Here is a 20,717-nt window from a genome sequence, read left to right as displayed (position 1 = left end):
CAGAGGAGGTGGACACGTGGCAGAGGCGCGGGTGATCCCGTTGCACGGTGCGGACCGGGAGACGGCCCGACGACGACGCGCCGCGGACCAGGCTCCCGGACCGGTTCCCGTGCCCGAACCGCCCGCGCCGGACCCGTCGCCGGAGCCGACGCCGGCCGAGGGGCCGACGGGCTGGGAGCAGCGCCTGGCCGAGCTGCTGGCGTTCGCCCGCAGGCGCATCCAGGGCGACTACGAGGTCGACGAGTTCGGCTTCGACCCCGACCTGACCGACAACGTTCTGATGCCGCCGCTCAAGCCGCTGTACGAGAAGTGGTTCCGGGTGGAGACGATCGGGATGCACAACGTCCCGGGCGAGGGCGGCGCCCTGATCGTCGCCAACCACTCCGGCACCCTGCCGCTGGACGCCACGATGACCGCGTACGCGGTGCGCGCCGACCACCCCAAGCGCCGCCACCTGCGGATGCTCGGCGCCGACCTGGTGTTCAAGACTCCGGTGCTCGGCGCGCTGGCCCGCAAGTCGGGTCAGACGCTGGCGTGCAACCCGGACGCGGAACGCCTGCTCAGGTCCGGCGAGCTGGTCGGCGTGTGGCCGGAGGGCTTCAAGGGCATCGGCAAGCCGTTCAAGGACCGGTACAAGCTGCAGCGGTTCGGCCGGGGCGGTTTCGTGTCGGCGGCGTTGAACACCGGCGTGCCGATCATCCCGTGCTCGATCGTCGGCGCGGAGGAGATCTACCCGAAGATCGGCGACATCAAGGCGCTGGCCAGGCTGTTCGGCTTCCCCTACTTCCCGGTGACGCCGTTCTTCCCGTTCCTGGGCCCACTCGGCGCGATCCCGTTGCCGTCGAAGTGGTACATCGAGTTCGGCGAGCCGATCCGGACCGACGTCTACGGCGAGCACGCGGCGGACGACCCGATGCTGGTGTTCAACCTGACCGACCAGGTGCGCGAGACCATCCAGCAGACCCTCTACCGGCTGCTCACGCAGCGGCGCAACGTCTTCCTGGGGTGAGGAAAAGCCCCGACTCACACGCCAAGGGCTTGAGAAGAGCCCAAGGGCTTGAGAAGAGCATGTCCTCGCCGGACGGGCAGATCAGGGCTGCGCCAGGTCGGCGGGATGACACGAAGCCCTCCTGGTGAGGAAAGGCCGGCACTGACCTCATAGGGCAGCGGCCCGTCGATCCCTCGCGGCCGGACATGCTTTTCAAGCTCTTGATCTTCGAACGGACCGACCGGCGTCAGCGGACTCGGCGGCGGTAGGCCAGGGTGGCGGCCACCGCGCCGGCCAGCGCGCCCGCCCCGAGGACGGACGGCACGCCGATCTTCGCCGCCTTGCGGCCGGTGCGGAAGTCGCGGATCTCCCAGCCGCGCTTGCGCGCCGTCTCGCGCAGCCCGGAATCCGGGTTCACGGCGACCGCCGTGCCGACGACCGACAGCATCGGCACGTCGTTCACCGAGTCCGAGTACGCCGTGCACCGGCGCAGGTCGAGGCCTTCCTTCGCGGCCAGCGCGCGCACCGCGTGCGCCTTCGCCCGGCCGTGCAGCAGGTCACCGACCAACCGGCCGGTGTAGATGCCGTCCGTGCTCTCCGACACCGTGCCCAGCGCGCCGGTCAGGCCGAGCCGCCGCGCGATGATCTGCGCCAGCTCCACCGGCGTCGCCGTCACCAGCCACACCCGCTGGCCCGCGTCCAGGTGCATCTGCGCCAACGCCTGCGTGCCCGCCCAGATCCGGTCCGCCATGAGCTCGTCGTAGATCTCCTCGCCGAGCGAGATCAGCTCCGCCACCGACCGGCCGGCCACGAACGACAGCGCCTGCTCGCGGGACGCCGCGACGCTCTGTGGGTCCTCCCGGCCACCGACGCGGAACTTGAGCTGCTGCCACGCGAACCCGGCCAGGTCCGAGTTCTTGAAGTACTTGCGGGCCGCGAGCCCGCGGGCGAAGTGGAAGATCGACGCGCCCATCATCATGGTGTTGTCGACGTCGAAGAAGGCGGCGGCGGTGAGGTCGGTGGGCGCGCTCCCGGACGGCCCGACCGTCGACGCGGCCTCGGCCGAAGCCTCGCCGGCCAGCGCGGCACGCCGCTCCCGTTCCGCCGAGCCCTCCACCACACGCCTTTTCACCACGTCAGCGCCTCCCGCGGTCCGATGGGGACAGGGTAGCGATCAGCCGCTGAGGCCGGGCAGCGGCAGCGACGGGAGGGTCAACGTGGGCAGCGGCAGCAGCGGTCCGGGGGTCGTGGTGATCGGCGCGGACGGCGTCACCGGGGTCGTGGCGCCCGGCACGCCGCCCGGTGTGCTCGTGCTGCCCGGCGCGTTGCCGGACGTGGTGGGCGCGACCGCGGTCGTCGACGGCGGCACGGACGGCTGGTCGTCCGGCGTGGTGCCGGGGTCGACGGGCCGCGCCGCGCACTCGTCCTCGGCGGGCACCGGCCCGACCTGGTCGACCTGCCCCGACGTCACGGAGACGCAGTCGAGCCGGGCGTGCAGCGCGGACGCGCGTTCGGCGATCCGGCCGAGCAGGTCGAGCGACGTGCCGGCTCGGTCGGCGGCCTCGGCGGGCAGCGACGCGCGCAGCTCGGTCAGCTGGACGGCCTGCGAGCCGGCCCAGTCGCGCAGCCCTTCGAGGGCGCGCTGGTCCGAGTTCGAGCCGAGCGCGGCCAGCACGCGGGAACCGGCTGCGGCGTCGGCGTCGAAGTCGGTCAGCGCGGTCAGGTAGCCGCCGAGCGGCCCGCCGCCGGACTCGCGGTACCGGTCGACCATGGTCTCGATCTCGGTGACGCGCGCGGCGGCGAACTCCAGGCGCTTGTAGCCCTTCGACTCCTCGCCGAAGGTGAGGCCGAGCGATGCGGACTCGGCGGTGCGCTTGACGCCGTACAGCGCGTCGCCCGGCAACGCGTCCCGGCTGAGCAGCAGGCTCATCCCGGTCAGCGAGAACAGCAGGCACAGCGCGGCGACGAGGGCGACTGCTAATCGACCGCGGGCTCCGGCGCGGCGTTCCCGGACGGGCCGGTCGACCTTGGTGGGCGGCGGCTCGGCCGCGCCGAGCACCCGCGCCCGCATCCGCGCCTTGGCGGCCTCGTCCGGGCCCGAGGTGACTGCGGCTTTCCGCAGGAGCGCCACCACGGCCAGCTCGTCGGCGAGCTCGTCGTCCTCGGTCGGCGCGGACCCGGGATGCGCGTCGACCGCGCGGGCGAACTGCTCGCGCTGCCTGTGCCGCCGCAGCGGCGTGATCCCCTTGCCTGCCATCCCGCTTGGCCAACCATCCCGCACGTCTCGAGAGATCCTGCCCCGGACAACGAACCGGGAGGTCCCGGGGTTACGCGAACGCCGAGTGGTGCGACGGTGATCTCACCGCAGCCAGGTGGGCAGCAGTTGGGCCAACCGGCGCACCGCTCGGTGCTGCAGGGCCTTGATGGCGCCCTCGTTGCGACCCATCCTCGCGGCCGTCTCCGCCACGGACAAGCCCTGGATGAAGCGGAGGGTGATGCATTCACGCTGATCATCACCCAGTTGGGCTACGCAGCGGAGCAGCTCGGCGTTGGTCGCATCGGTCAGGACTTCCTGTTCGGGACCGTCCGTGACCTCGCGGTTGTCCGCCAGCTCGGCCGTCGTGATCTCCAGCCGGTAGCGGCTGGACTTCACGTGGTCGAAGACGATGTTCCGCGCGATCGTGACGAACCAGGCGCCGACGTCGCGGCCCTGGTAGCTGATGGAGCCGATGCTGCGCAGCGCGCGGAGGAACGTCTCGCTGGTCACGTCCTCGGCCAGGGTGCGGTCGCCGACCCGGAAGAGCACGTACCGGTAGACGACGTCGACGTACCGGTCGTACAGCGCGCCGAACGCGTCCGTGTCGCCGCCCTGAGCGGCGCGGACCAGGTTCCACGGCTCGTCGGCCGCGTTGCTCTCCACGCTGTCGATCGTGCTGGACTGCCCTCCCGCGCTCCACCTCGACCGGAGCGTCCGGATGGTTCGGACGGAGTTCTCGCGTGCCCGTGCGGTCATCGGCTCGCGGCACCTCCACAGGGTCGCCGTGCCGGCAGCATACGTGTTGTTACTCCGTAGTAGGTAGCGGCAAGTGGTCTCGAATCTGCGACGCGGATGGAGGCAATGCGTGACGCCTCCCGCCCGTGACAGACTGCGCTGAGGTCCGCCGTGGTTCACCAGGAGGTCACGTTGACCGCTTCCGCAAGCAACATCGCCGACCTGGTTCGCGCCTCCGCGCACCGTGGACCCAAGCATGCCGCGCTGGTGGATGTCACGACTGCGAACAGCTACACCTGGGCCGAGTTCGACGCCGCCGTCGACGGCGAGGCGCACCGGCTCGTCCGGGCGGGCCTGGAACCCGGCGACCGGGTCGTCGTGCGGCTGCCCACCGGTCCCGCCTTCTGCGTCGCCGTGTTCGGCGTGCTCCGCGCGGGCGGCGTGCTGGTGCCCGCCGGACCCGGCCAGCCGACGCGCGAGCTGCAGCGCCTGGTCGCCGACAGCGGCGCGAAGCTGCTCATCGGCGACGGCGGCGGCGCGGACGTCGAGGTGCTCCCGGCGCCGCCGATGGAGCCGGGCGAGGAGTTCGCCGCGATCGGCTCCGGCGAGGACCTGGCCGTGCTCGGCTACACCTCCGGCACGTCCGGCGCGCCGCGCGGCGCGATGCTGTCGCACCGGGCGCTGCTGGCCAACGTCGAGCAGTGCGCCTCCCTGCGCCCCGCGCCGGTGACGGCGGGCGACCGGGTGCTGCTGGCGCTGCCGCTGTTCCACGTCTACGGCCTCGGCCCCGGCCTGTTCCAGGTGGCGGGCGCGGGCGCGACGGCCGTGCTGCTGGAGCGGTTCGACCCGGACCAGGCGCTGACCGCGATCCGCGAGCACCGGGTGACCACGCTGGTCGGCGTGCCGCCGATGTACGCGGCGATCCTGGCCAACCCCGTCGAACGGCTCCGCGAGGACCTGGCCACCGTCCGCCTGTTCACCTCCGGCGCGGCGCCCCTCGCGGCCGGCCTGCTCGACGCCATGCGCGAGGCCGTCGGCCTGCCCGTCTACGAGGGCTACGGCCTGACCGAGACCGGTCCGGTGCTCACCACGACCCTGGCCGGCGGCGTGCCCAAGGCGGGTTCGGTCGGCCGCGCGCTGCCCGGCGTGCTGATCCGGCTGGTCGACACCGACGGCCGACCGCTGGACCAGGACGAGGACGAGCCCGGCACCGGGCTGGTCGCGGCCAAGGGCGACAACCTGTTCAGCGGCTACTGGCCGGACGGCGCGCACGGGCCGGACGCCGAGGGCTGGTTCCGCACCGGCGACGTCGGCTACCTCGACGCCGACGGCGACCTGCACCTGGTCGACCGGGCGGGCGACCTGATCATCGTCAACGGCTTCAACGTCTACCCGCACGAGGTCGAGCAGGTGCTGTCCGAGTTGGCAGGCGTGGCCGAGGCGGCGGCGGTCGGCGTGCCGGACGAGCGGACCGGCGAGTCGGTGAAGGTGGTCGTGGTGCCCGCCGACGGCGCGGAGCTCACCGAGGACGCGGTGAAGGACCACTGCGCCGGCCGGCTGGCGAAGTTCAAGGTGCCGACCGTGGTCGAGTTCGTCGCCGCCCTGCCGCACTCGCCGACCGGCAAGCTCGCGCGGGCCCGGCTGCGCCTTCCCCTAGCCTGAACGTCGTGAGCCACCACGTCACCTTGATGAGCCGGGTCGACTGCCACGCCTGTGACCAGGCCAAAGCCGACCTGGAGCGGATCTGCGGCGAGCTGGGCGTGCCGTGGGACGTGCAGGACGTCGACGCCGACCGCGAGTTGCGCGCCGAGTACGGCGACCGGGTGCCGGTGATCCTGGTGGACGGCGAGGAGCACGGGTACTGGTCGGTCGAGGAGGACCGCCTGCGCGCGGCCCTGCGCTGAGGATTACCGGCCGCTTACGAAATCCGCCGGCCGGCGTCCCGAGGGTGTCGAATCGAGCACATGAACCGCTCGACCGCCGCCCTCGTCGGACTGCTCGGCGTGGCCGCCGCGCTCGCGGCCGGACACCTCGTCGCGGGCGTGGTCGGACCGTCGGCCTCGCCGTTCCTCGCGGTCGGCAACACCGCGATCGACTTCACGCCGAGCGCGCTGAAGGATTTCGCGGTGCGCACGTTCGGCACCTACGACAAGCTCGTGCTGCTGCTGGGCATGGCCGTCGTGCTGGCCGCCGCCGCCGTTGCCGCGGGCCTGCTGTCCCGCCGCACGCCACTGCCGGGCACGGTCCTCGCCGTCGTCCTCGGCCTCCTGGGCGTGGCCGCCGCGCTCTACCGCCCCGACCTGGGCCAACTCGGCGTCCTCGCGCCCGTCGCGGCCCTGGGCACGGGCGTCGCGGTCTTCCGGTGGCTGCACGCCAAGGCGCTCGGCCCCGCCGAACCCGCCGACGGCAGGCGCGCGTTCCTCGTCGCCTCGGGCGCGACGGCGGCGGGCGCCGGTCTCGCCGCCCTGGTCGGCCAGTTCGCCGGCGGCCGGGTGGACGTCGAGGCGTCACGACGGGCCGTCGGCGCGCTCGAGCCCGCCTCGCCCGCACCGCCCATCCCGCCGGGCGCGGACTTCGCCGCCGAGGGCACCCCCGCCTTCATCACGCCGAACGCCGACTTCTACCGGATCGACACCGCGCTGAGCGTGCCGCGCGTGCGCGCCGAGGACTGGGTGCTGCGGGTGCACGGCCTGGTCGACCGCGAGCTCATCCTCCGCTACGACGACCTGCGCCGCCGTGACCTGGTCGAACGCACGATCACCATGGTGTGCGTGTCCAACGAGGTCGGCGGGCCCTACATCTCCACCGCGAACTTCGTCGGCGTGCCGCTGCGCGACGTGCTGCTGGAGGCGGGCGTCCGCCGAGGCGCCGACCAGCTGTTCTCCACCAGCGCCGACGGCTGGACGGCGGGCTCGCCGGTCGACGTGGTGATGGAGCCCGGTCGCGGCGCGCTGATCGCCCTCGGCATGAACGGCGAGCCGCTGCCGCTGGAGCACGGTTTCCCGGCCCGCCTGGTCGTGCCCGGCCTCTACGGCTACGTCTCGGCCACGAAGTGGGTCGTCGACCTCGAGCTGACCACGTTCGAGGCGCGGCGCGGCTACTGGCTGGACCGCGCGTGGGCGCAGAAGGCGCCGGTCAAGGTGATGTCCCGGATCGACCGCCCGGAGGGTCGGTCCACGGTCTCCGGCCGGGTCGTCGCCACCGGCGTGGCGTGGGCCCAGCCGACGGGCGTCCAGCGGGTCGAGGTCCGGGTCGACAACGGCCCGTGGCGGACCGCGACCCTGGCCGAGGAGGTGAACGGCTCGACGTGGCGCATGTGGCGCGTCGAGCTCGACCTGCCGCCCGGCGGCCACACGATCGAGTCACGCGCCACGGACAAGGCCGGCTTCACCCAGCCGCAGGCCCGCCTCGCCCCGATCCCCGACGGCGCGACCGGCTGGCACTCCCTCTTCTTCACCGTCGCCTAGATCACCCGAACGGGCGCGGGCCCGCGAGCCCGTTCGGCGAGGTGACACGCCGATCGGGCGAAGTTCACCCCAAGGTGAGCCGCGTCTCCTGGTATCCACGCCGGAGGCGCGGCCCCCTGTCCACCGGGGGCCGTTGCCGTGGTCGGGCACCCGGCCGTCGACTTTGTGCAAGCGTTCACAAGCGGTACGGTGGGTGCATCACTCCGCTGGTGGCGATACCCGGCGGGTCAGTGCGACGGATGTCGAGGAGTTCCAGCGTGGCGGCTCAGCGGGGCGAGGGTGACGGTGTCGTGACCCGCCCAGGGGAGACCGGTGCCGAAGCGCCCGCCGACGTCCGGGAGCGGGCACGCGCGATCCCCGAGGCGGCGGTGGCGCGGCTCGCGGTCTACCTCCGCGTCCTCTCGGGCATGGTCGAGCAGGGCGTGACGACCATCTCCAGCGAGGAGCTCGCGGGCGCGGCCGGGGTCAACTCGGCCAAGCTCCGCAAGGACCTGTCCTACATCGGCTCGTACGGCACGCGCGGCGTCGGCTACGACGTCGAGGTGCTCGTCAGCCACATCGAGCGGATCCTCGGCCTCACCCGCAAGCACTCGGTCGCGGTCGTCGGCATCGGTAATCTTGGTCACGCGCTGGCGAACTACGGCGGCTTCCCCAGCCGGGGCTTCCCGGTCGCCGCGCTGTTCGACATCGACCCGGACCTGACGGGAGTGCCGGTAGGCGGCATCCCGGTCGACCACATCGATGACATCACGTCCGTCTGCGCGGCGCGCGAGGTCTCGATCGGGGTCATCGCGACACCCCCACAGGCAGCTCAGGCCGTCTGCGACCGTTTGGTATCCGCCGGAGTCCAGTGCATCCTGAACTTCGCACCCGTCGTGCTCCAAGTGCCGGACTACGTCGAAGTGCGCAAGGTCGACCTGGCGGTCGAGATGCAGATCCTGTCGTTCCACGTCGCGCGACGGGCTGACGAGGCCGCCGGTGACGTGGTCAACGGCATCGGTGTGGACGGGGTGGTGATTCGCCCGTGATCGTGCGGGTAGTGCGCCGGTCGGTGGTGCGCTCATGAGCGTTCTCGTCGTCGGTCTGTCCCACCGGACCACCCCGGTTCCCGTGCTGGAGCGCGTCGCGGTGGCCGACGCCGACCGCGGCAAGGTCCTCGACCAGCTGCTGAAGGCGCCGAGCGTGTCCGAGGCCGTGCTGCTGTCGACCTGCAACCGGGTCGAGGTGTACGCGGTCGTCGAGACGTTCCACGGCGGCATGAACGAGGTCGTCGAGGTGCTCGCCCGGCAAGCCGGCGCCGAGCCCGCCGACCTGTTCGAACACCTGTACGTGCACTACTCCGCCGCCGCGGTCGAGCACCTGTTCTCGGTGGCCGGCGGGCTGGACTCGATGGTGGTCGGCGAGGCCCAGATCCTGGGCCAGCTGCGCAACTCCTACAACGCCGCCGACGAGCAGGGCGTGGTCGGCCGCACGCTGCACGAGCTGGTCCAGCACGCGCTGCGGGTCGGCAAGCGCGTGCACACCGAGACCGACATCGACCACGCGGGCGCGTCCGTCGTCTCCGAGGCCCTGAGGGATGCGGACACCGCACTGCGTCGTGCCTCCGGCGGCAGGGCAGGCCTCGAAGGGCGCACGGCCCTGATCGTCGGCGCGGGCTCCATGGGCGGCTTGGCCGCCGCCCACCTGCGCCGGGCCGGCATCGGCGAGGTCGTGATCGCCAACCGGACGCCGGCCAACGGCGAACGCCTGGCCACGGCGCTGCGCGCGGACGGCGTCAGCGCCACCTCGACCGACCTGGCCGGCCTCGCCGACGAGGTCGCCAAGGCCGACGTGCTGTTCGCGTGCACCGGCTCCGTCGGCACGGTCGTCGGCGCGGAGCACATCGGCGACCGAGCGGCGGACCGGCCGCTGGTCGTCTGCGACCTCGGCCTGCCCAAGGACGTCGACCCGGCCGCGACGCTGCTCGACAACGTCCGCGTGGTCGACCTGGAGACCCTGCAGCGCAGGCTGTCCGACGCCCCGACCGGGCAGGGCACGCTGCGCGCGGCGGAGATCGTGGCCGAGGAGGTCCGCGCCTACCTGGCCGGGCAGCGCTCGGCCGGGGTCACGCCCACCGTGACGGCGCTGCGCAAGCGCGCCGCCGAGGTGGTGGACGCCGAACTGCTGCGCCTGGACTCGCGGCTGCCCGAGCTGCCCGCCCCGGTCCGCGACGAGCTGGCCAAGACCGTGCGCCGGGTGGTGGACAAGCTCCTGCACACCCCCACCGTGCGGGTGAAGGAGCTGGCCGCGGCGCCCGGTGGGGCCGGGTACGCCGAGGCGCTGCGCGAGCTGTTCGGGCTCGACCCGCAGGCGCCGTCCGCCGTCAGCACCCCCCATTCGACGCAACCCAAAGGTGAGAAGCGGTGAACCGCACCCTGAGGATCGGCACCCGCGGCAGCGCCCTCGCGCTCGCGCAGACCGGCCACGTGGCCGACGCGCTGCGCGAGGCGGGCGCGAACGTGGAGATCGTCACGATCTCCACGCCCGGTGACCGCTCGTCCGCACCCATCGCCGAGATCGGCATCGGGGTGTTCACCTCGGCGCTGCGCGACGCGCTCGCCAACGGCGAGATCGACGTCGCCGTGCACTCCTACAAGGACCTGCCCACCGCGCCCGACCCGCGCCTGTCGCTGGCCGCCGTCCCGCTGCGGGAGGACCCGCGCGACGCGCTGGTCGCCCGCGACGGCCTGACCCTCGGCGAACTGCCGACCGGCGCGAAGGTGGGCACCGGCTCACCCCGCCGCGCCGCGCAGCTCAACGCGCTCGGACTGGGCATCGAGGTGGTCGCGCTCCGCGGCAACGTCGACACCCGCATCCGCAAGGTGGCGAACGGCGAGCTGGACGCCGTCGTGCTCGCCCGCGCCGGCATCGCCCGCCTCGGCCGCACCGCCGAGATCACCGAGACCTTGGAGCCCATCCAGATGCTCCCCGCGCCCGCGCAGGGCGCCCTCGCAGTGGAGTGCCGGGTCGACGACGTCGACGCCGAACACCTCCTCCAGTCCACTTTGGACGATTCGGCCAGCAGGGCCGCTGTCGCCGCCGAGCGCGCCCTCCTGGCCGCGCTCGAGGCAGGCTGCAGCGCGCCGGTCGGCGCACTGGCCGATGTGGTGGAAGACCTCGCCGAAGACGCAGCCGACGGGTCGACGAGAGTCGTTCTCCGCCTGTCCCTGCGCGGGGTCATGGCGACGGAGGATGGCGACCTCCTCCGTGCGTCCGCCACCGGTGACTTGACCGCAGCAGAGGAACTCGGCCGCGCGCTGGCCGCCGAGTTGCTCGACCTCTCCGGCCACGCCACCGCGTCGCCGGCGGGGCGTAGTTGATGGGGAGTGCCCTGATGACCCGCGCACGCAAGACCCCCGGCCGAGTCGCGTTCGTCGGCTCAGGTCCGGGCGACACCGGGCTGCTCACGGTCCGGGCCCGCGACCTGCTCCACAAGGCGGAGCTCGTGGTCACGGACCCGGACGTCCCGGCCGAGGTGGTGGCGCTGGTACCCGACGGCGTCGAGGTGCGACCCGCCGTGGGCGATCCCGCCGACGTCGCGAAGGACCTGGTCGCCGAGGCGAAGAACGGCCACGCCGTGGTCCGCCTGGTAGCCGGTGACCCGCTGACCCTGGACTCCGTGGTGAAGGAGGCCCAGGCCGTCTCCAAGACCACGATCGCCTTCGACGTGGTGCCCGGCGTCCCCGCCGGCACCGCCGTGCCCGCCTACGCGGGCGTCGCGCTGGGCGCCGTCCACACCGAGGCCGACGTCCGGGGCGTGGCCGACTGGTCCGGCCTCGCCGCCGCGCCGGGAACGCTCGTCCTGCACGCCACCGGCGGCCACCTGGCCGAGGCCGCGTCGTCGCTCGTCGAGAACGGCCTGGCCCCGCAGACCCCGGTCGCGGTGACCTGCGACGGCACCGGCTTCGGCCAGCGCACCGTGGACACCACGCTCGCCTCCCTGGCCGCCGACGCGGGCGACCTGGGCGGCCCGCTGATCGTCACCGTCGGCGCCGCCGTGGCCGGCAGGCCGAAGCTCTCCTGGTGGGAGTCCCGCGCGCTCTACGGCTGGCGGGTCCTCGTCCCGCGCACCAAGGAACAGGCGGGCGCGATGAGCGACCGGCTGCACTCCCACGGCGCGATCCCGGTCGAGGTCCCGACCATCTCCGTCGAGCCACCGCGCAGCCCCGCCCAGATGGAGCGCTCGGTCAAGGGCCTGGTCGACGGCCGCTACCAGTGGGTCGTCTTCACCTCGACCAACGCGGTCCGCGCGGTCTGGGAGAAGTTCCGCGAGTTCGGCCTGGACGCCCGCGCGTTCTCCGGCGTGAAGATCGCCTGCGTCGGCGAGAGCACGGCCGCCAAGGTCCGCAGCTTCGGCATCATCCCGGAACTGGTCCCGTCCGGCGAGCAGTCCTCGGAAGGCCTGCTGGCCGACTTCCCGCCGTACGACGACATACTGGACCCGGTGGACCGCGTCCTGCTCCCGCGAGCGGACATCGCCACCGAAACCCTGGCGGCCGGCCTGCGCGAACGCGGCTGGGAGATCGACGACGTTACGGCCTACCGCACGGTCCGCGCCGCCCCGCCGCCCGCGGACACCCGCGAGATGATCAAGTCGGGCGGTTTCGACGCGGTCTGCTTCACCTCGTCCTCCACCGTCCGCAACCTGGTCGGCATCGCGGGCAAGCCGCACGCCCGCACCCTGGTCGCGTGCATCGGCCCGCAGACCGCCGAAACGGCCCGCGAGTTCGGCCTCCGCGTCGACGTCCAACCCGAGGACGCCAACGTCCCGGCGCTCGTCGACGCCCTCGCACAACACGCGGCGAGGTTGAGGGCCGAGGGCGCGTTGCCCCCGCCTCGCAAGACCAAGCGCCTGCGCCGTTCTTGATCCAACAGGCCCTCGGTGACACCGCAGGGGGCCGACGAGGCCCGATCTGACATGGGTTCGAGTGCCTTGGGCTGGTCGGAGCCGGCAGGCTTGGCGGGACGCTCTTCCCCGCCGGGCCTGCCGGCTGCGGCCTGCCCGGGGTGCTCGTGAGGGCCCCATGTCACATCGAGCCGGACTTGCATCGACGCAATCCGGACCAGCCTTAATGCAACAGGGAGTACCCGCAGTGTTCCCATCCCACCGTCCCCGCCGCCTGCGCACCACGCCGGCCATGCGCCGCCTGGTCAGCGAGACCACCGTGCGCCCGCGCCAGTTGGTCCTGCCCATGTTCGTCAAGGAAGGCGCGTCCGCGCCGACCGAGATCCAGAGCATGCCGGGCGTCTTCCAGCACACCCGCGAGTCGCTGCGCGAAGCCGCCGCGGCAGCGGTCGAGGCCGGGGTCGGCGGGATCATGCTGTTCGGCGTCCCCGCCGAGCGCGACGCCGTCGGCTCCGGCGCGACCGACCCGGACGGCATCCTCAACGCCGCCCTGCGCGACCTCCGCCACGACCTCGGCGACTCGACCGTCCTCATGTCGGACTGCTGCCTGGACGAGTTCACCGACCACGGCCACTGCGGCGTCCTGACCCCCGACGGCGCCGTGGACAACGACGCCACCCTCGAGGTCTACGGCGAGATGGCCGTCGCCCAGGCCGAAGCGGGCGCGCACGTCGTCGGCCCGAGCGGCATGATGGACGGCCAGATCGGGTTCATCCGCGCCGCGCTGGACGAAGCGGGCCACACCGACACCGGCGTCCTCGCCTACAGCGCCAAGTACGCGTCCGCCCTCTACGGACCGTTCCGCGACGCCGTCGAGTCCCAGCTCAAGGGCGACCGCAAGACCTACCAGCAGGACCCGGCCAACGCCCGGGAAGCGCTCCGCGAGGTCGCGCTCGACCTCGCCGAGGGCGCCGACATGGTCATGGTCAAGCCCGCGCTGCCCTACCTCGACGTCCTCAAGGCCGTCGCCGAGGTCTCCGACGTCCCCGTCGCGGCCTACCAGATCTCCGGCGAGTACGCGATGGTCGAGGCCGCCTCCCGCAACGGCTGGATCGACCGCGAGCGGACCGTGCTGGAGCTGCTCACGTCGATCCGCCGGGCCGGGGCCGACATCGTGCTCACCTACTGGGCGGTCGAGGCCGCGGGTTGGCTGGACCGGGAATGACGAACGCGCTGAACAGGCCGAGACCGCCCAAGCCGCCCAAGCCGACCCCGCCCAAGCTGATCGACATCGCCCGCTGGCTGTTCATCCTCAGCGCCGCGGTCGGCGTGGTCCGGTTCATGGTGCAGCTGGCCGACCGGGAGATGCTGATCCGCGAGCTGCGCGCGCAGCAGCCGAACCTGAGCCAGGACGACCTGGACGCCGCCGCGACCGGCGGCGTCGTGTTCGGCCTGGTGATCGCGGTCGGCCTGATCCTGGTCTACACGCTGCTGGCGAACCGGATGGCCGGTGGCCGCAACTGGGCGCGGATCGTGCTCACGGTCATCGCCGGCACCGGGATCCTGCTCGGCGTGGTGCGGCTGGTCGCGGCGGCGTCCGGCTTCGCGGCGGCGTTCGGGCTGGCCGTCAGCGGCGTCGACCTGGCGTTCGGCGTGGTCACGATGCTGATCGACGCGACCGCCGTGGCGCTGATGTACCAGAGCTCCGTCTCCCGCTACTTCACCACCCGCCCCGCGCCCACCACCCCCTGACCCGCCGGTCCGCGCACCGGCGAGGTAGCAGGTCACAGGTCTGCAGCCACTGCCTGTCGCGGTGGACAACGACCTTGACCGGGCCCTAGCGTCTCGAGGCGTGACCACCCCACAGGACCCTGAGAACCGGCCTCCGCAGCAGCCGTACACGCCGCCGCAGCAGCCCTACACCCCGGCGCCGCCGCCGCTGAGCGAGTCGGAGCTGGCCCGATCCGGCGGGCAGCGGCCGGCCGTGCCGGAGCCGAAGGAAGTCCGCCTGTCCTTCTTCCTCTGGCTCGCGAGCGCGATCCTGCTCGTCGTGTCGTCCGTGCTCGTGCTCACCCAGCGCGAGACCGCCCTCGAAGAGGCGCGCAAGGCCCCGCCGACGCCCGGCATCACGGTGGAGCAGCTCGAGTCCACCGTCACCGCGATCCTGGTGTTCCTCGTGATCATCGGCATCGTGCTGGCCGGGCTGATGGTGTTCTTCGCCATGAAGGCCCGCGCGGGCCGCAACTGGGCGCGCATCGCGCTGACCGTGCTCGGCGCGGCGGTGTTCCTCTACCACCTGGTCGGGTTCTCGCTGGTCGGCCTCGTCATCGTGCTGGTCGTGGCCGCCGCCGTGGTGACCCTGTACCTGCCCGCCTCGAAGGCCTACTTCGACGCGGTGAAACGGGCCGGATGACCGGGCAGCCGCCCGCGGTGGTGCGCGGCGCGGTGGCCGTGTGGCTCGCCCTCGGCGCGTTCCTGCTGGTGGAGAACGTCGTGCTGTGGCTGCGCCGGGACGAGTTCGAAGAGGCGGCGGCCCGCGCCGGCGACGACCCGGCCGCGGTGCCGGGGCTGCTGGCCCAGCTGACCGTGGTCGCGGTGGCCTTCACGATCGGCTACGGCCTGTTCGGGTGGCTGCTGCGACACGGCAGGCGGTGGTCACGCGGCGTGCTCACCGGCGTGGCCGTGCTGCACGTGCTGTGGATCGTGCTGCCGGGCGCCAGCGCCGTGAACCTCGTGACGTTGCTGCTGATCGGTGTCGGTTTGGCGTTCACCTGGCTGCCCGGTACGGCACAGTGGGTGAAGCAGCACTGACCCCTGCGGAGAACCCCATGCCCGAACCGGATCCGTTCGCCTCGCCCTTCCACCACGTGGAGCTGCCGGGCCAGGGGCCGTCGAACACGCCCCTGCCGCCCGGCTTCCAGCTGCCCGCGCCCATGCCGCCGGTAGGCCCGGCCGACTACGCGCCACGTCGCCCGGTCACCGCCACCGTCGCCTCGTGGAGCTGGATCGCGGGCGCGGTGCTGGTGGTGCTCGCGCTGCCCGGCCTGTTCTACACCGGGCTGGACGCGTTCGCCGACGACCTCGTGCGCGACTCCGCCGGCGAGCCCGACGCGCTGACCAGGACCGAGGCGGAGGTGGCCGCCCGGCTGACACCGGTGCTGTTCGCGCTCGGGTTCGCGGTGCTGTCCGTGCCGTTCGTGATCGCCGCGGCCAAGCTGCGCTCGGGCCGGAACTGGGCGCGCATCCTGCTCACCGTCCTCGGCCTGCCCGTCGGCGCCTTCGGGATCGTCGCGATGCTGATGTTCGCCTCCGGCGTGACGTACGTGGACTGGGTGGTCGGCGTGGCGTGGTCGTGGGCGTTCCTCGGCGTCTGCGCGCTCGGCTTCGTGGCGATGTACCTGCCCGCTTCGAACGCGTACACCCGGTCGGTGACGAGATGACGCAGCCGCCGTTCGACCCGTACGGCGGGCAGCCGATGCGGCCCGTCGAGTACCCGCAAGCGGGCCCGCAACCGCCGTACCGGTCCCCGTACCCCGGTCAGATGCGCGACGTCGACCAGCACACCGCCGCGCTGGCCCGACCCACCGCCGTGGTCGTCTCCTTCGTCCTCTGGATCCTGACCGCCCTCTCCTGGCCGGTCGGCTCGGTCGCGCGCACGCTCGCCGAGGACGGCGCGATCACCGGGTTCGGGCCGGTCATGGCGTTGTTCACCAGCGCGTGCCTGGCCGTCGCGTGCGTCTGGGGCGCCGTGCTGCTCCTCGGCGGCAACTACCACGCGCGGCTCGGCCTGTGCGGCGGCGCGCTGGTCGTCGGCGTCCTCGCCCTGGCCGCGGCGATCGTCGCGGCCCGCGACGGCGACACCGGCGCGCTCTCCTGGGTGGTGATCGTGCTGCGGCTCGCGCTGCCCGCCGCCGCGTCGGTGTTCAGCTTCCTGCCGGGCACGCGGCAGTACTTCTCCGGCAGCCCGGGCTAGCGCGGACCGAGGAGCGGCCGACCGTGGACCAGCCGACCCTGTACACCGAAGCGGGCACGTCCTGGTGGCCGCTGCTGTGGGGACCGGTGTTCGCCGTGCTCGGGTTCGGCGTCGAGGCGCTGACCGGCACCACCCGCCCCCTCCTGTGGTTCGCCGTCGCGCTGCTCCTGCTCCTGCCCACCGCGCTGTGGGTGCAGGGCCGCCGTCGCCTGTTCGCCGTGCGCCTCACGCCCGTCGCCCTCCACCAAGGTCGCGAGGAGTTGCCGCTGCGCGACATCGACGAGGTCGAGGGCGTCGAGCCGAGGTCCGGCGCGAAGGTGCTCGGCGGCGGCTGGTCCCTGCCTCGCGGCACCGAAGCGGTGCCGATCCGGCTCACCGACGGCTCGGTGGTGATGGGCTGGGCACGTGACGCCGACGCGCTCCGGGCCGAGATCGCGAAGCTGCTGACCACACATGGGTGACGAGCCGCGCGGGCATGAGAGGCTGACCGACGTGACTGCGGCCACCGTCGAGACCGAGACCGTGCCGGAACCCGAGCCCGAACCCGGCGCGCCGGCGCTGCACCAGCCGAAACGAGCGCTCATCGCGGTCGGCGAGGTGGTGCTCGTCGCACTGCTCGTGGTGTTCGCGGTGTGGTGCTGGAACCGGGGTGTCGTGCACTACAGCTACCCCGTGCCCGACCACCCGCCGCTCGAGTCCACCCGCTTCCGGGGCAACTGGATCGGCGCGTCCGTCGGCCTCGTCACGATCGCGGGCGTGCTGCTGCTCGACGCCGTGCGCCAGACCGTGCTCGCCGTGCGCACCCGTGGTCGGGAGCAGGTCGAAGAACCCGACGTGTGAGACTGGACGACGTGACAGCGACGCGATCCCAGGCACTGTTCGAGCGCGCGGCGGCGGTGATCCCCGGTGGCGTGAACTCCCCGGTGCGGGCTTTCCACTCGGTCGGCGGCACGCCCAGGTTCATGGTCCGCGGCGAGGGCCCGCACCTGTGGGACGCCGACGGCACCCGCTACGTCGACCTGGTGTCGTCGTGGGGCCCGATGATCCTCGGGCACGCCCACCCGGACGTGGTGCACGCCGTCCGCGAGGCGGCCGTGCACGGCCTGTCGTTCGGCACGCCCACCGAGGGCGAGATCGAGCTGGCCGAGGAGATCATCGACCGGGTCGCGCCGGTGCACCAGGTCCGGCTGGTCAACTCCGGCACCGAGGCCACCATGAGCGCGATCCGGCTGGCCCGCGGCTTCACCGGCCGCCGCAAGGTCGTCAAGTTCGCCGGCTGCTACCACGGCCACGTGGACGCGCTGCTCGCCCAGGCCGGCTCCGGCGTCGCCACGCTCGGCCTGCCCACGTCGCCCGGCGTCACCGGCGCCCAGGCCGCCGACACCCTCGTGCTGCCCTACAACGACGTCGAGGCCGTCCGCCGGGCGTTCGCCGAGAACCCCGACGAGATCGCCTGCGTGATCACCGAGGCCGCGGCGGGCAACATGGGCGCGATCGCGCCCCGGCACAACGCCGAGCTCAAGCAGCTCTGCCACGACAACGGCGCGCTGCTGATCATGGACGAGGTCATGACCGGCTTCCGGGTGTCCCGCGCCGGCTGGTACGGCCTGGAGAACGTCGAGGGCGACCTCTACACGTTCGGCAAGGTCATGTCCGGCGGCCTGCCCGCGGCGGCGTTCGGCGGCCGGACCGACGTGATGTCGAAGCTGGCGCCGGCCGGCCCGGTCTACCAGGCGGGCACGCTGTCCGGTAACCCGGTCGCCGTGGCGGCGGGCCTGGCCACGCTCCGCGCCGCGACCGACGACGTCTACCGCACGTTGGACGCCAACGCCACGCGCCTGGGCGCGCTGTTCACCGCCGCGCTCACCGAAGCGGGCGTCGCGCACCGGGTCCAGTTCGCCGGCAACCTGGTCAGCGTGTTCTTCACCGACTCCGAGGTCACCGACTACGCGGGCGCCCAGCGGGCCGAGACGTGGCGCTTCCCGGCGTTCTTCCACGCCCTGCTCGACCGCGGCGTGTACGCGCCACCGAGCGCCTTCGAGGCGTGGTTCGTCAACGCGGCCATGACCGACGACGACTTCCAGGTCATCGCCGACGCCCTGCCCCACGCCGCCCGCGCCGCCGCCGGGGCGACCCAGTGAGCCGCACGGTCGTCCACCTGCTGCGGCACGGCGAGGTGCACAACCCGACCGGCGTCCTCTACGGCCGCCTGCCGGGCTTCAAGCTGTCCGAACGGGGCCAGAAGCAGGCCCTGACCGTGGCCGAGCACCTGGCCGACCACGACATCGCGCACGTCGTGGCCTCACCGCTGGACCGGGCGCAGCAGACCGCGTCCCCGATCGCCGACTCGCACCGGCTCGAACTGGACACCGACGAGCGGCTCATCGAGGCGGGCAACAAGTTCGAGGGCCTGAAGGTGGCCGTCGGCGACGGCGCGCTGCGCTCGCCCAAGCACTGGCCGAAGCTGGTCAACCCGTTCCGGCCGTCGTGGGGCGAGCCGTACCTGGCGATCGCGCACCGGATGCTCGGCGCGGTGCAGCGGGCCCGGTCCGCGGCCGAGGGCCACGAGGCCGTGTGCGTGTCGCACCAGCTCCCGATCTGGACGCTGCGGCGGTTCGTGGAGGGCAAGCGGATGTGGCACGACCCGCGTCGCCGCGAGTGCTCGCTGGCGTCGTTGACCAGCCTCGTGTTCGAGGGCGAGCAGCTGGTGCGGGTGGTCTACACCGAGCCGGTCGGCGCGACGAACCCGAGGGTGACCGGGGCATGAGGGCTCGATCGGCGCTGGCCGGCCTCACCGCGGCGGTCCTGCTGGTCAGCGGCTGCACGACCGGCGACGACGCGGTGGTGGCCGGGTCGGAGTTCCAGCTCGTCGCGCCCAACGGCGAGACGAAGCTGCGCTACGACGGCGACGAGCGCAAGAAGGTCACCGGACTGTCCGGGCCGAGCCTGATGGAGGACGGCAAGACCGTCTCCCTGGACGACTACGCGGGCAAGGTCGTGATCGTCAACGTCTGGGGCGCGTGGTGCGGGCCGTGCCGGACCGAGGCCCCGGAGCTGCAGAAGGTGCAGGACGAGACCGGGCCGCTCGGCGTGCAGGTGCTCGGCGTGGACGTCAAGGAGACCTCGACCGAGTCGCCCCGGGACTTCATGACCAACCGGCAGCTGAGCTACCCGTCGATCTACGACGAGTCGGGGCGGGCGATGCTGGCGTTCCGCGGGGTGCCGCCCAACGCCGTGCCGTCCACGTTCGTGCTGGACAAGCAGCACCGGGTGGCGGCGGCGTTCCTCGGCGCGGTGATCGCCTCGGACCTGGTTCCGCTGGTGAAGGACCTGGCCGCGGAGTCCTGACGGGTCACCGCAGCTCGGGCACCTTGGCCTTGAACGCGTCGACCATCGCGTCCCGGCCGACGAGGTTGAACTCGCGGCCCAGCGTGCGCATGATCGAGTTCTCGGTCGGCCGGTACAGGCCGAGCTCGTAGTAGCGGGCGCCCTCGAACGCGCCGACCACGCCGCCGTCCGGCGACGCCTGGCCCAGGTAGGCCGACCACTTCGCGCCGGTCGGGTCCGCGGTCACGTTGACCTCGGTCGGCTCCGCGCCGCTGTACTGGTCGTACGGGTAGTCGTACTCGTCGGCCAGCTTGCCGATCGAGTGGCCGAGCTCGTGCACGGCGATCTGCCCGGCCTGGTCGTTCGCGCCCGCCGCGGTCGCCACGCCGCCGCCCGCGCCGCCGTACTTGGCCGTGTTGCCGAGCGCGATGACCTGGTCGGCCTGCTGCGCGAGCGCGCCGAACTGGCCCGCCTTGGTCTGGTTCACGCACAGCAGCCGTTCGGTCTGGGTGTCGCGGCCCTGGCACCAGAAGCCCATGTCGAGCGCCGTGTCCCGGGCCGTGCCCAGGGTCGGGTCGTGGTCCACGCCCGACTCGTTCGACACGACGTTGACCTGCCAGACGTTGAAGTACTGGCGGTAGGACTTGAACGGCTCGACGGCGGACAGCTCCGTCCACTTGCTCACCACGTGGTCGTGGAAGACGCCGATCTCGCCCGCCGTGTACCCGTCGCCGACGAAGACCAGGTCGAACCGCTGGTCGGGCGCGCCGGTCTCCTGGATGGCCACCACGTCGGCGGCCACCGCCTCGGGCGCGGCCCTGGTCTCGACGGCGACCGCCACGGGCGTCCGCGAGATCGTGCCGTCCGGTGAGAAGACCTCGACCCACTCCACACCGGGACCGTCGGACTCCGCGGCGCCGCCGGGCAGGGGAGCGGCGACGACGGCGAAGGCGACGGCCAGCGCGGGGAGGGTGAGCCGGTGTGCGCGCATGGCAGTGACGCTATGGAGTTGCCCACTAACCCACAAGGGTTGATGGTCGCGTTTAAACATTCACTGAGATGGGTAATAGAGGCCCGCGCCGGCC

Annotated in this window: 23 protein-coding genes; 19 read left to right on the top strand and 4 right to left on the bottom strand. The window is 72.8% G+C overall.

The window, feature by feature from the left end; translation table 11 throughout:
- The first annotated feature begins 16 nt into the window (after nt 1-16).
- Nucleotides 17-1,009, top strand: coding sequence for a lysophospholipid acyltransferase family protein (locus tag AB0H12_RS17200; RefSeq protein WP_499623785.1), 993 nt, complete (start codon nt 17-19; stop codon nt 1,007-1,009).
- 226 nt (nt 1,010-1,235) lie between these two features.
- Here the strand turns inward: AB0H12_RS17200 and AB0H12_RS17195 are convergent, their stop codons facing one another.
- The 3 genes from AB0H12_RS17195 to AB0H12_RS17185 form a co-directional block, all read right to left on the bottom strand.
- A complete protein-coding gene (locus AB0H12_RS17195) occupies nt 1,236-2,123 on the bottom strand; it encodes an HAD family hydrolase (RefSeq protein WP_499623784.1) in 888 nt (295 codons plus the stop codon).
- Between the two features lie 39 nt (nt 2,124-2,162).
- Nucleotides 2,163-3,245 carry a DUF5667 domain-containing protein gene (locus tag AB0H12_RS17190; RefSeq protein WP_499623783.1) on the bottom strand — a complete coding sequence of 361 codons (1,083 nt, stop codon included), beginning with the start codon at nt 3,243-3,245 and terminating at the stop codon, nt 2,163-2,165.
- 102 nt (nt 3,246-3,347) lie between these two features.
- Nucleotides 3,348-4,001, bottom strand: coding sequence for a sigma-70 family RNA polymerase sigma factor (locus AB0H12_RS17185; protein ID WP_230566377.1), 654 nt, complete (start codon nt 3,999-4,001; stop codon nt 3,348-3,350).
- Between the two features lie 171 nt (nt 4,002-4,172).
- Here AB0H12_RS17185 and AB0H12_RS17180 point away from each other — a divergent pair, with 171 nt between their 5' ends.
- From AB0H12_RS17180 to AB0H12_RS17095, 18 genes are all read left to right on the top strand, one after another.
- The gene (locus tag AB0H12_RS17180) at nt 4,173-5,642 is read left to right on the top strand and encodes an AMP-binding protein (protein ID WP_499623782.1); all 1,470 of its coding nucleotides are present in this window, start codon (nt 4,173-4,175) and stop codon (nt 5,640-5,642) included.
- Nucleotides 5,643-5,647: 5 nt separating this feature from the next.
- The gene (locus AB0H12_RS17175) at nt 5,648-5,884 is read left to right on the top strand and encodes a glutaredoxin family protein (protein ID WP_499623781.1); all 237 of its coding nucleotides are present in this window, start codon (nt 5,648-5,650) and stop codon (nt 5,882-5,884) included.
- A 60-nt stretch (nt 5,885-5,944) separates the two neighbouring features.
- Nucleotides 5,945-7,447: a molybdopterin-dependent oxidoreductase gene (locus AB0H12_RS17170; RefSeq protein WP_499623780.1), complete on the top strand. Its 1,503-nt coding sequence runs from the start codon at nt 5,945-5,947 to the stop codon at nt 7,445-7,447.
- Nucleotides 7,448-7,704: 257 nt separating this feature from the next.
- Nucleotides 7,705-8,475: a redox-sensing transcriptional repressor Rex gene (locus AB0H12_RS17165; protein ID WP_499623779.1), complete on the top strand. Its 771-nt coding sequence runs from the start codon at nt 7,705-7,707 to the stop codon at nt 8,473-8,475.
- 34 nt (nt 8,476-8,509) lie between these two features.
- A complete protein-coding gene (locus AB0H12_RS17160; protein WP_499623778.1) occupies nt 8,510-9,853 on the top strand; it encodes a glutamyl-tRNA reductase in 1,344 nt (447 codons plus the stop codon).
- Entirely contained in the window at nt 9,850-10,806 is a 957-nt protein-coding gene (hemC, locus tag AB0H12_RS17155) for a hydroxymethylbilane synthase (RefSeq protein WP_499623777.1), read from the top strand. The genes AB0H12_RS17160 and hemC overlap by 4 nt, the downstream gene beginning before the upstream one ends.
- Nucleotides 10,807-10,820: 14 nt before the next feature.
- A complete protein-coding gene (locus tag AB0H12_RS17150; protein WP_499623776.1) occupies nt 10,821-12,353 on the top strand; it encodes a bifunctional uroporphyrinogen-III C-methyltransferase/uroporphyrinogen-III synthase in 1,533 nt (510 codons plus the stop codon).
- A 226-nt stretch (nt 12,354-12,579) separates the two neighbouring features.
- Entirely contained in the window at nt 12,580-13,557 is a 978-nt protein-coding gene (gene hemB / locus AB0H12_RS17145; RefSeq protein ID WP_499623775.1) for a porphobilinogen synthase, read from the top strand.
- Nucleotides 13,554-14,084 (top strand): hypothetical protein, encoded by a 531-nt coding sequence (locus AB0H12_RS17140; protein WP_499623774.1) that lies wholly within the window; start codon nt 13,554-13,556, stop codon nt 14,082-14,084. The genes hemB and AB0H12_RS17140 overlap by 4 nt, the downstream gene beginning before the upstream one ends.
- A gap of 100 nt (nt 14,085-14,184) precedes the next feature.
- The gene (locus AB0H12_RS17135; protein ID WP_499623773.1) at nt 14,185-14,745 is read left to right on the top strand and encodes a hypothetical protein; all 561 of its coding nucleotides are present in this window, start codon (nt 14,185-14,187) and stop codon (nt 14,743-14,745) included.
- On the top strand, nt 14,742-15,143 hold the full coding sequence (locus AB0H12_RS17130; RefSeq protein WP_499623772.1) for a hypothetical protein: 402 nt from the start codon (nt 14,742-14,744) through the stop codon (nt 15,141-15,143). Before AB0H12_RS17135 ends, AB0H12_RS17130 begins: the two co-directional genes overlap by 4 nt.
- Before the next feature lie 17 nt (nt 15,144-15,160).
- Nucleotides 15,161-15,772, top strand: coding sequence for a hypothetical protein (locus AB0H12_RS17125; protein WP_499623771.1), 612 nt, complete (start codon nt 15,161-15,163; stop codon nt 15,770-15,772).
- Entirely contained in the window at nt 15,769-16,305 is a 537-nt protein-coding gene (locus tag AB0H12_RS17120; RefSeq protein ID WP_499623770.1) for a hypothetical protein, read from the top strand. The genes AB0H12_RS17125 and AB0H12_RS17120 overlap by 4 nt, the downstream gene beginning before the upstream one ends.
- 23 nt (nt 16,306-16,328) lie before the next feature.
- Nucleotides 16,329-16,766 carry a transport-regulating membrane protein Mce1N gene (gene mce1N, locus AB0H12_RS17115; RefSeq protein ID WP_499623769.1) on the top strand — a complete coding sequence of 146 codons (438 nt, stop codon included), beginning with the start codon at nt 16,329-16,331 and terminating at the stop codon, nt 16,764-16,766.
- A 31-nt stretch (nt 16,767-16,797) separates the two neighbouring features.
- Complete coding sequence (locus AB0H12_RS17110; protein ID WP_499623768.1) at nt 16,798-17,145, top strand: hypothetical protein; 348 nt, start codon at nt 16,798-16,800, stop codon at nt 17,143-17,145.
- 11 nt (nt 17,146-17,156) lie between these two features.
- Nucleotides 17,157-18,446, top strand: coding sequence for a glutamate-1-semialdehyde 2,1-aminomutase (gene hemL, locus AB0H12_RS17105; RefSeq protein WP_499623767.1), 1,290 nt, complete (start codon nt 17,157-17,159; stop codon nt 18,444-18,446).
- Nucleotides 18,443-19,072, top strand: coding sequence for a histidine phosphatase family protein (locus AB0H12_RS17100; protein ID WP_499623766.1), 630 nt, complete (start codon nt 18,443-18,445; stop codon nt 19,070-19,072). The genes hemL and AB0H12_RS17100 overlap by 4 nt, the downstream gene beginning before the upstream one ends.
- Complete coding sequence (locus AB0H12_RS17095; RefSeq protein ID WP_499623765.1) at nt 19,069-19,653, top strand: TlpA disulfide reductase family protein; 585 nt, start codon at nt 19,069-19,071, stop codon at nt 19,651-19,653. The genes AB0H12_RS17100 and AB0H12_RS17095 overlap by 4 nt, the downstream gene beginning before the upstream one ends.
- 4 nt (nt 19,654-19,657) lie before the next feature.
- Here the strand turns inward: AB0H12_RS17095 and AB0H12_RS17090 are convergent, their stop codons facing one another.
- Entirely contained in the window at nt 19,658-20,623 is a 966-nt protein-coding gene (locus tag AB0H12_RS17090; RefSeq protein WP_499623764.1) for a M64 family metallopeptidase, read from the bottom strand.
- Nucleotides 20,624-20,717 lie beyond the last annotated feature (94 nt).

This window comes from Actinosynnema sp. NPDC023794 (assembly GCF_040639675.1).
GTDB lineage: Bacteria > Actinomycetota > Actinomycetes > Mycobacteriales > Pseudonocardiaceae > Actinosynnema > Actinosynnema luteola.
This window is presented reverse-complemented; position numbering and strand designations above follow the sequence as displayed.

Coding starts and splice junctions, on each gene's coding strand:
- AB0H12_RS17185 (WP_230566377.1), bottom strand. CDS start 4,001: ATGACCGCACGGGCACGCGAGAACTCCGTCCGAACCATCCGGACGCTC.
- AB0H12_RS17170 (WP_499623780.1), top strand. CDS start 5,945: ATGAACCGCTCGACCGCCGCCCTCGTCGGACTGCTCGGCGTGGCCGCC.
- AB0H12_RS17140 (WP_499623774.1), top strand. CDS start 13,554: ATGACGAACGCGCTGAACAGGCCGAGACCGCCCAAGCCGCCCAAGCCG.
- AB0H12_RS17160 (WP_499623778.1), top strand. CDS start 8,510: ATGAGCGTTCTCGTCGTCGGTCTGTCCCACCGGACCACCCCGGTTCCC.
- AB0H12_RS17130 (WP_499623772.1), top strand. CDS start 14,742: ATGACCGGGCAGCCGCCCGCGGTGGTGCGCGGCGCGGTGGCCGTGTGG.
- AB0H12_RS17190 (WP_499623783.1), bottom strand. CDS start 3,245: ATGGCAGGCAAGGGGATCACGCCGCTGCGGCGGCACAGGCAGCGCGAG.
- AB0H12_RS17150 (WP_499623776.1), top strand. CDS start 10,821: ATGACCCGCGCACGCAAGACCCCCGGCCGAGTCGCGTTCGTCGGCTCA.
- AB0H12_RS17120 (WP_499623770.1), top strand. CDS start 15,769: ATGACGCAGCCGCCGTTCGACCCGTACGGCGGGCAGCCGATGCGGCCC.
- AB0H12_RS17090 (WP_499623764.1), bottom strand. CDS start 20,623: ATGCGCGCACACCGGCTCACCCTCCCCGCGCTGGCCGTCGCCTTCGCC.
- AB0H12_RS17125 (WP_499623771.1), top strand. CDS start 15,161: ATGCCCGAACCGGATCCGTTCGCCTCGCCCTTCCACCACGTGGAGCTG.
- AB0H12_RS17095 (WP_499623765.1), top strand. CDS start 19,069: ATGAGGGCTCGATCGGCGCTGGCCGGCCTCACCGCGGCGGTCCTGCTG.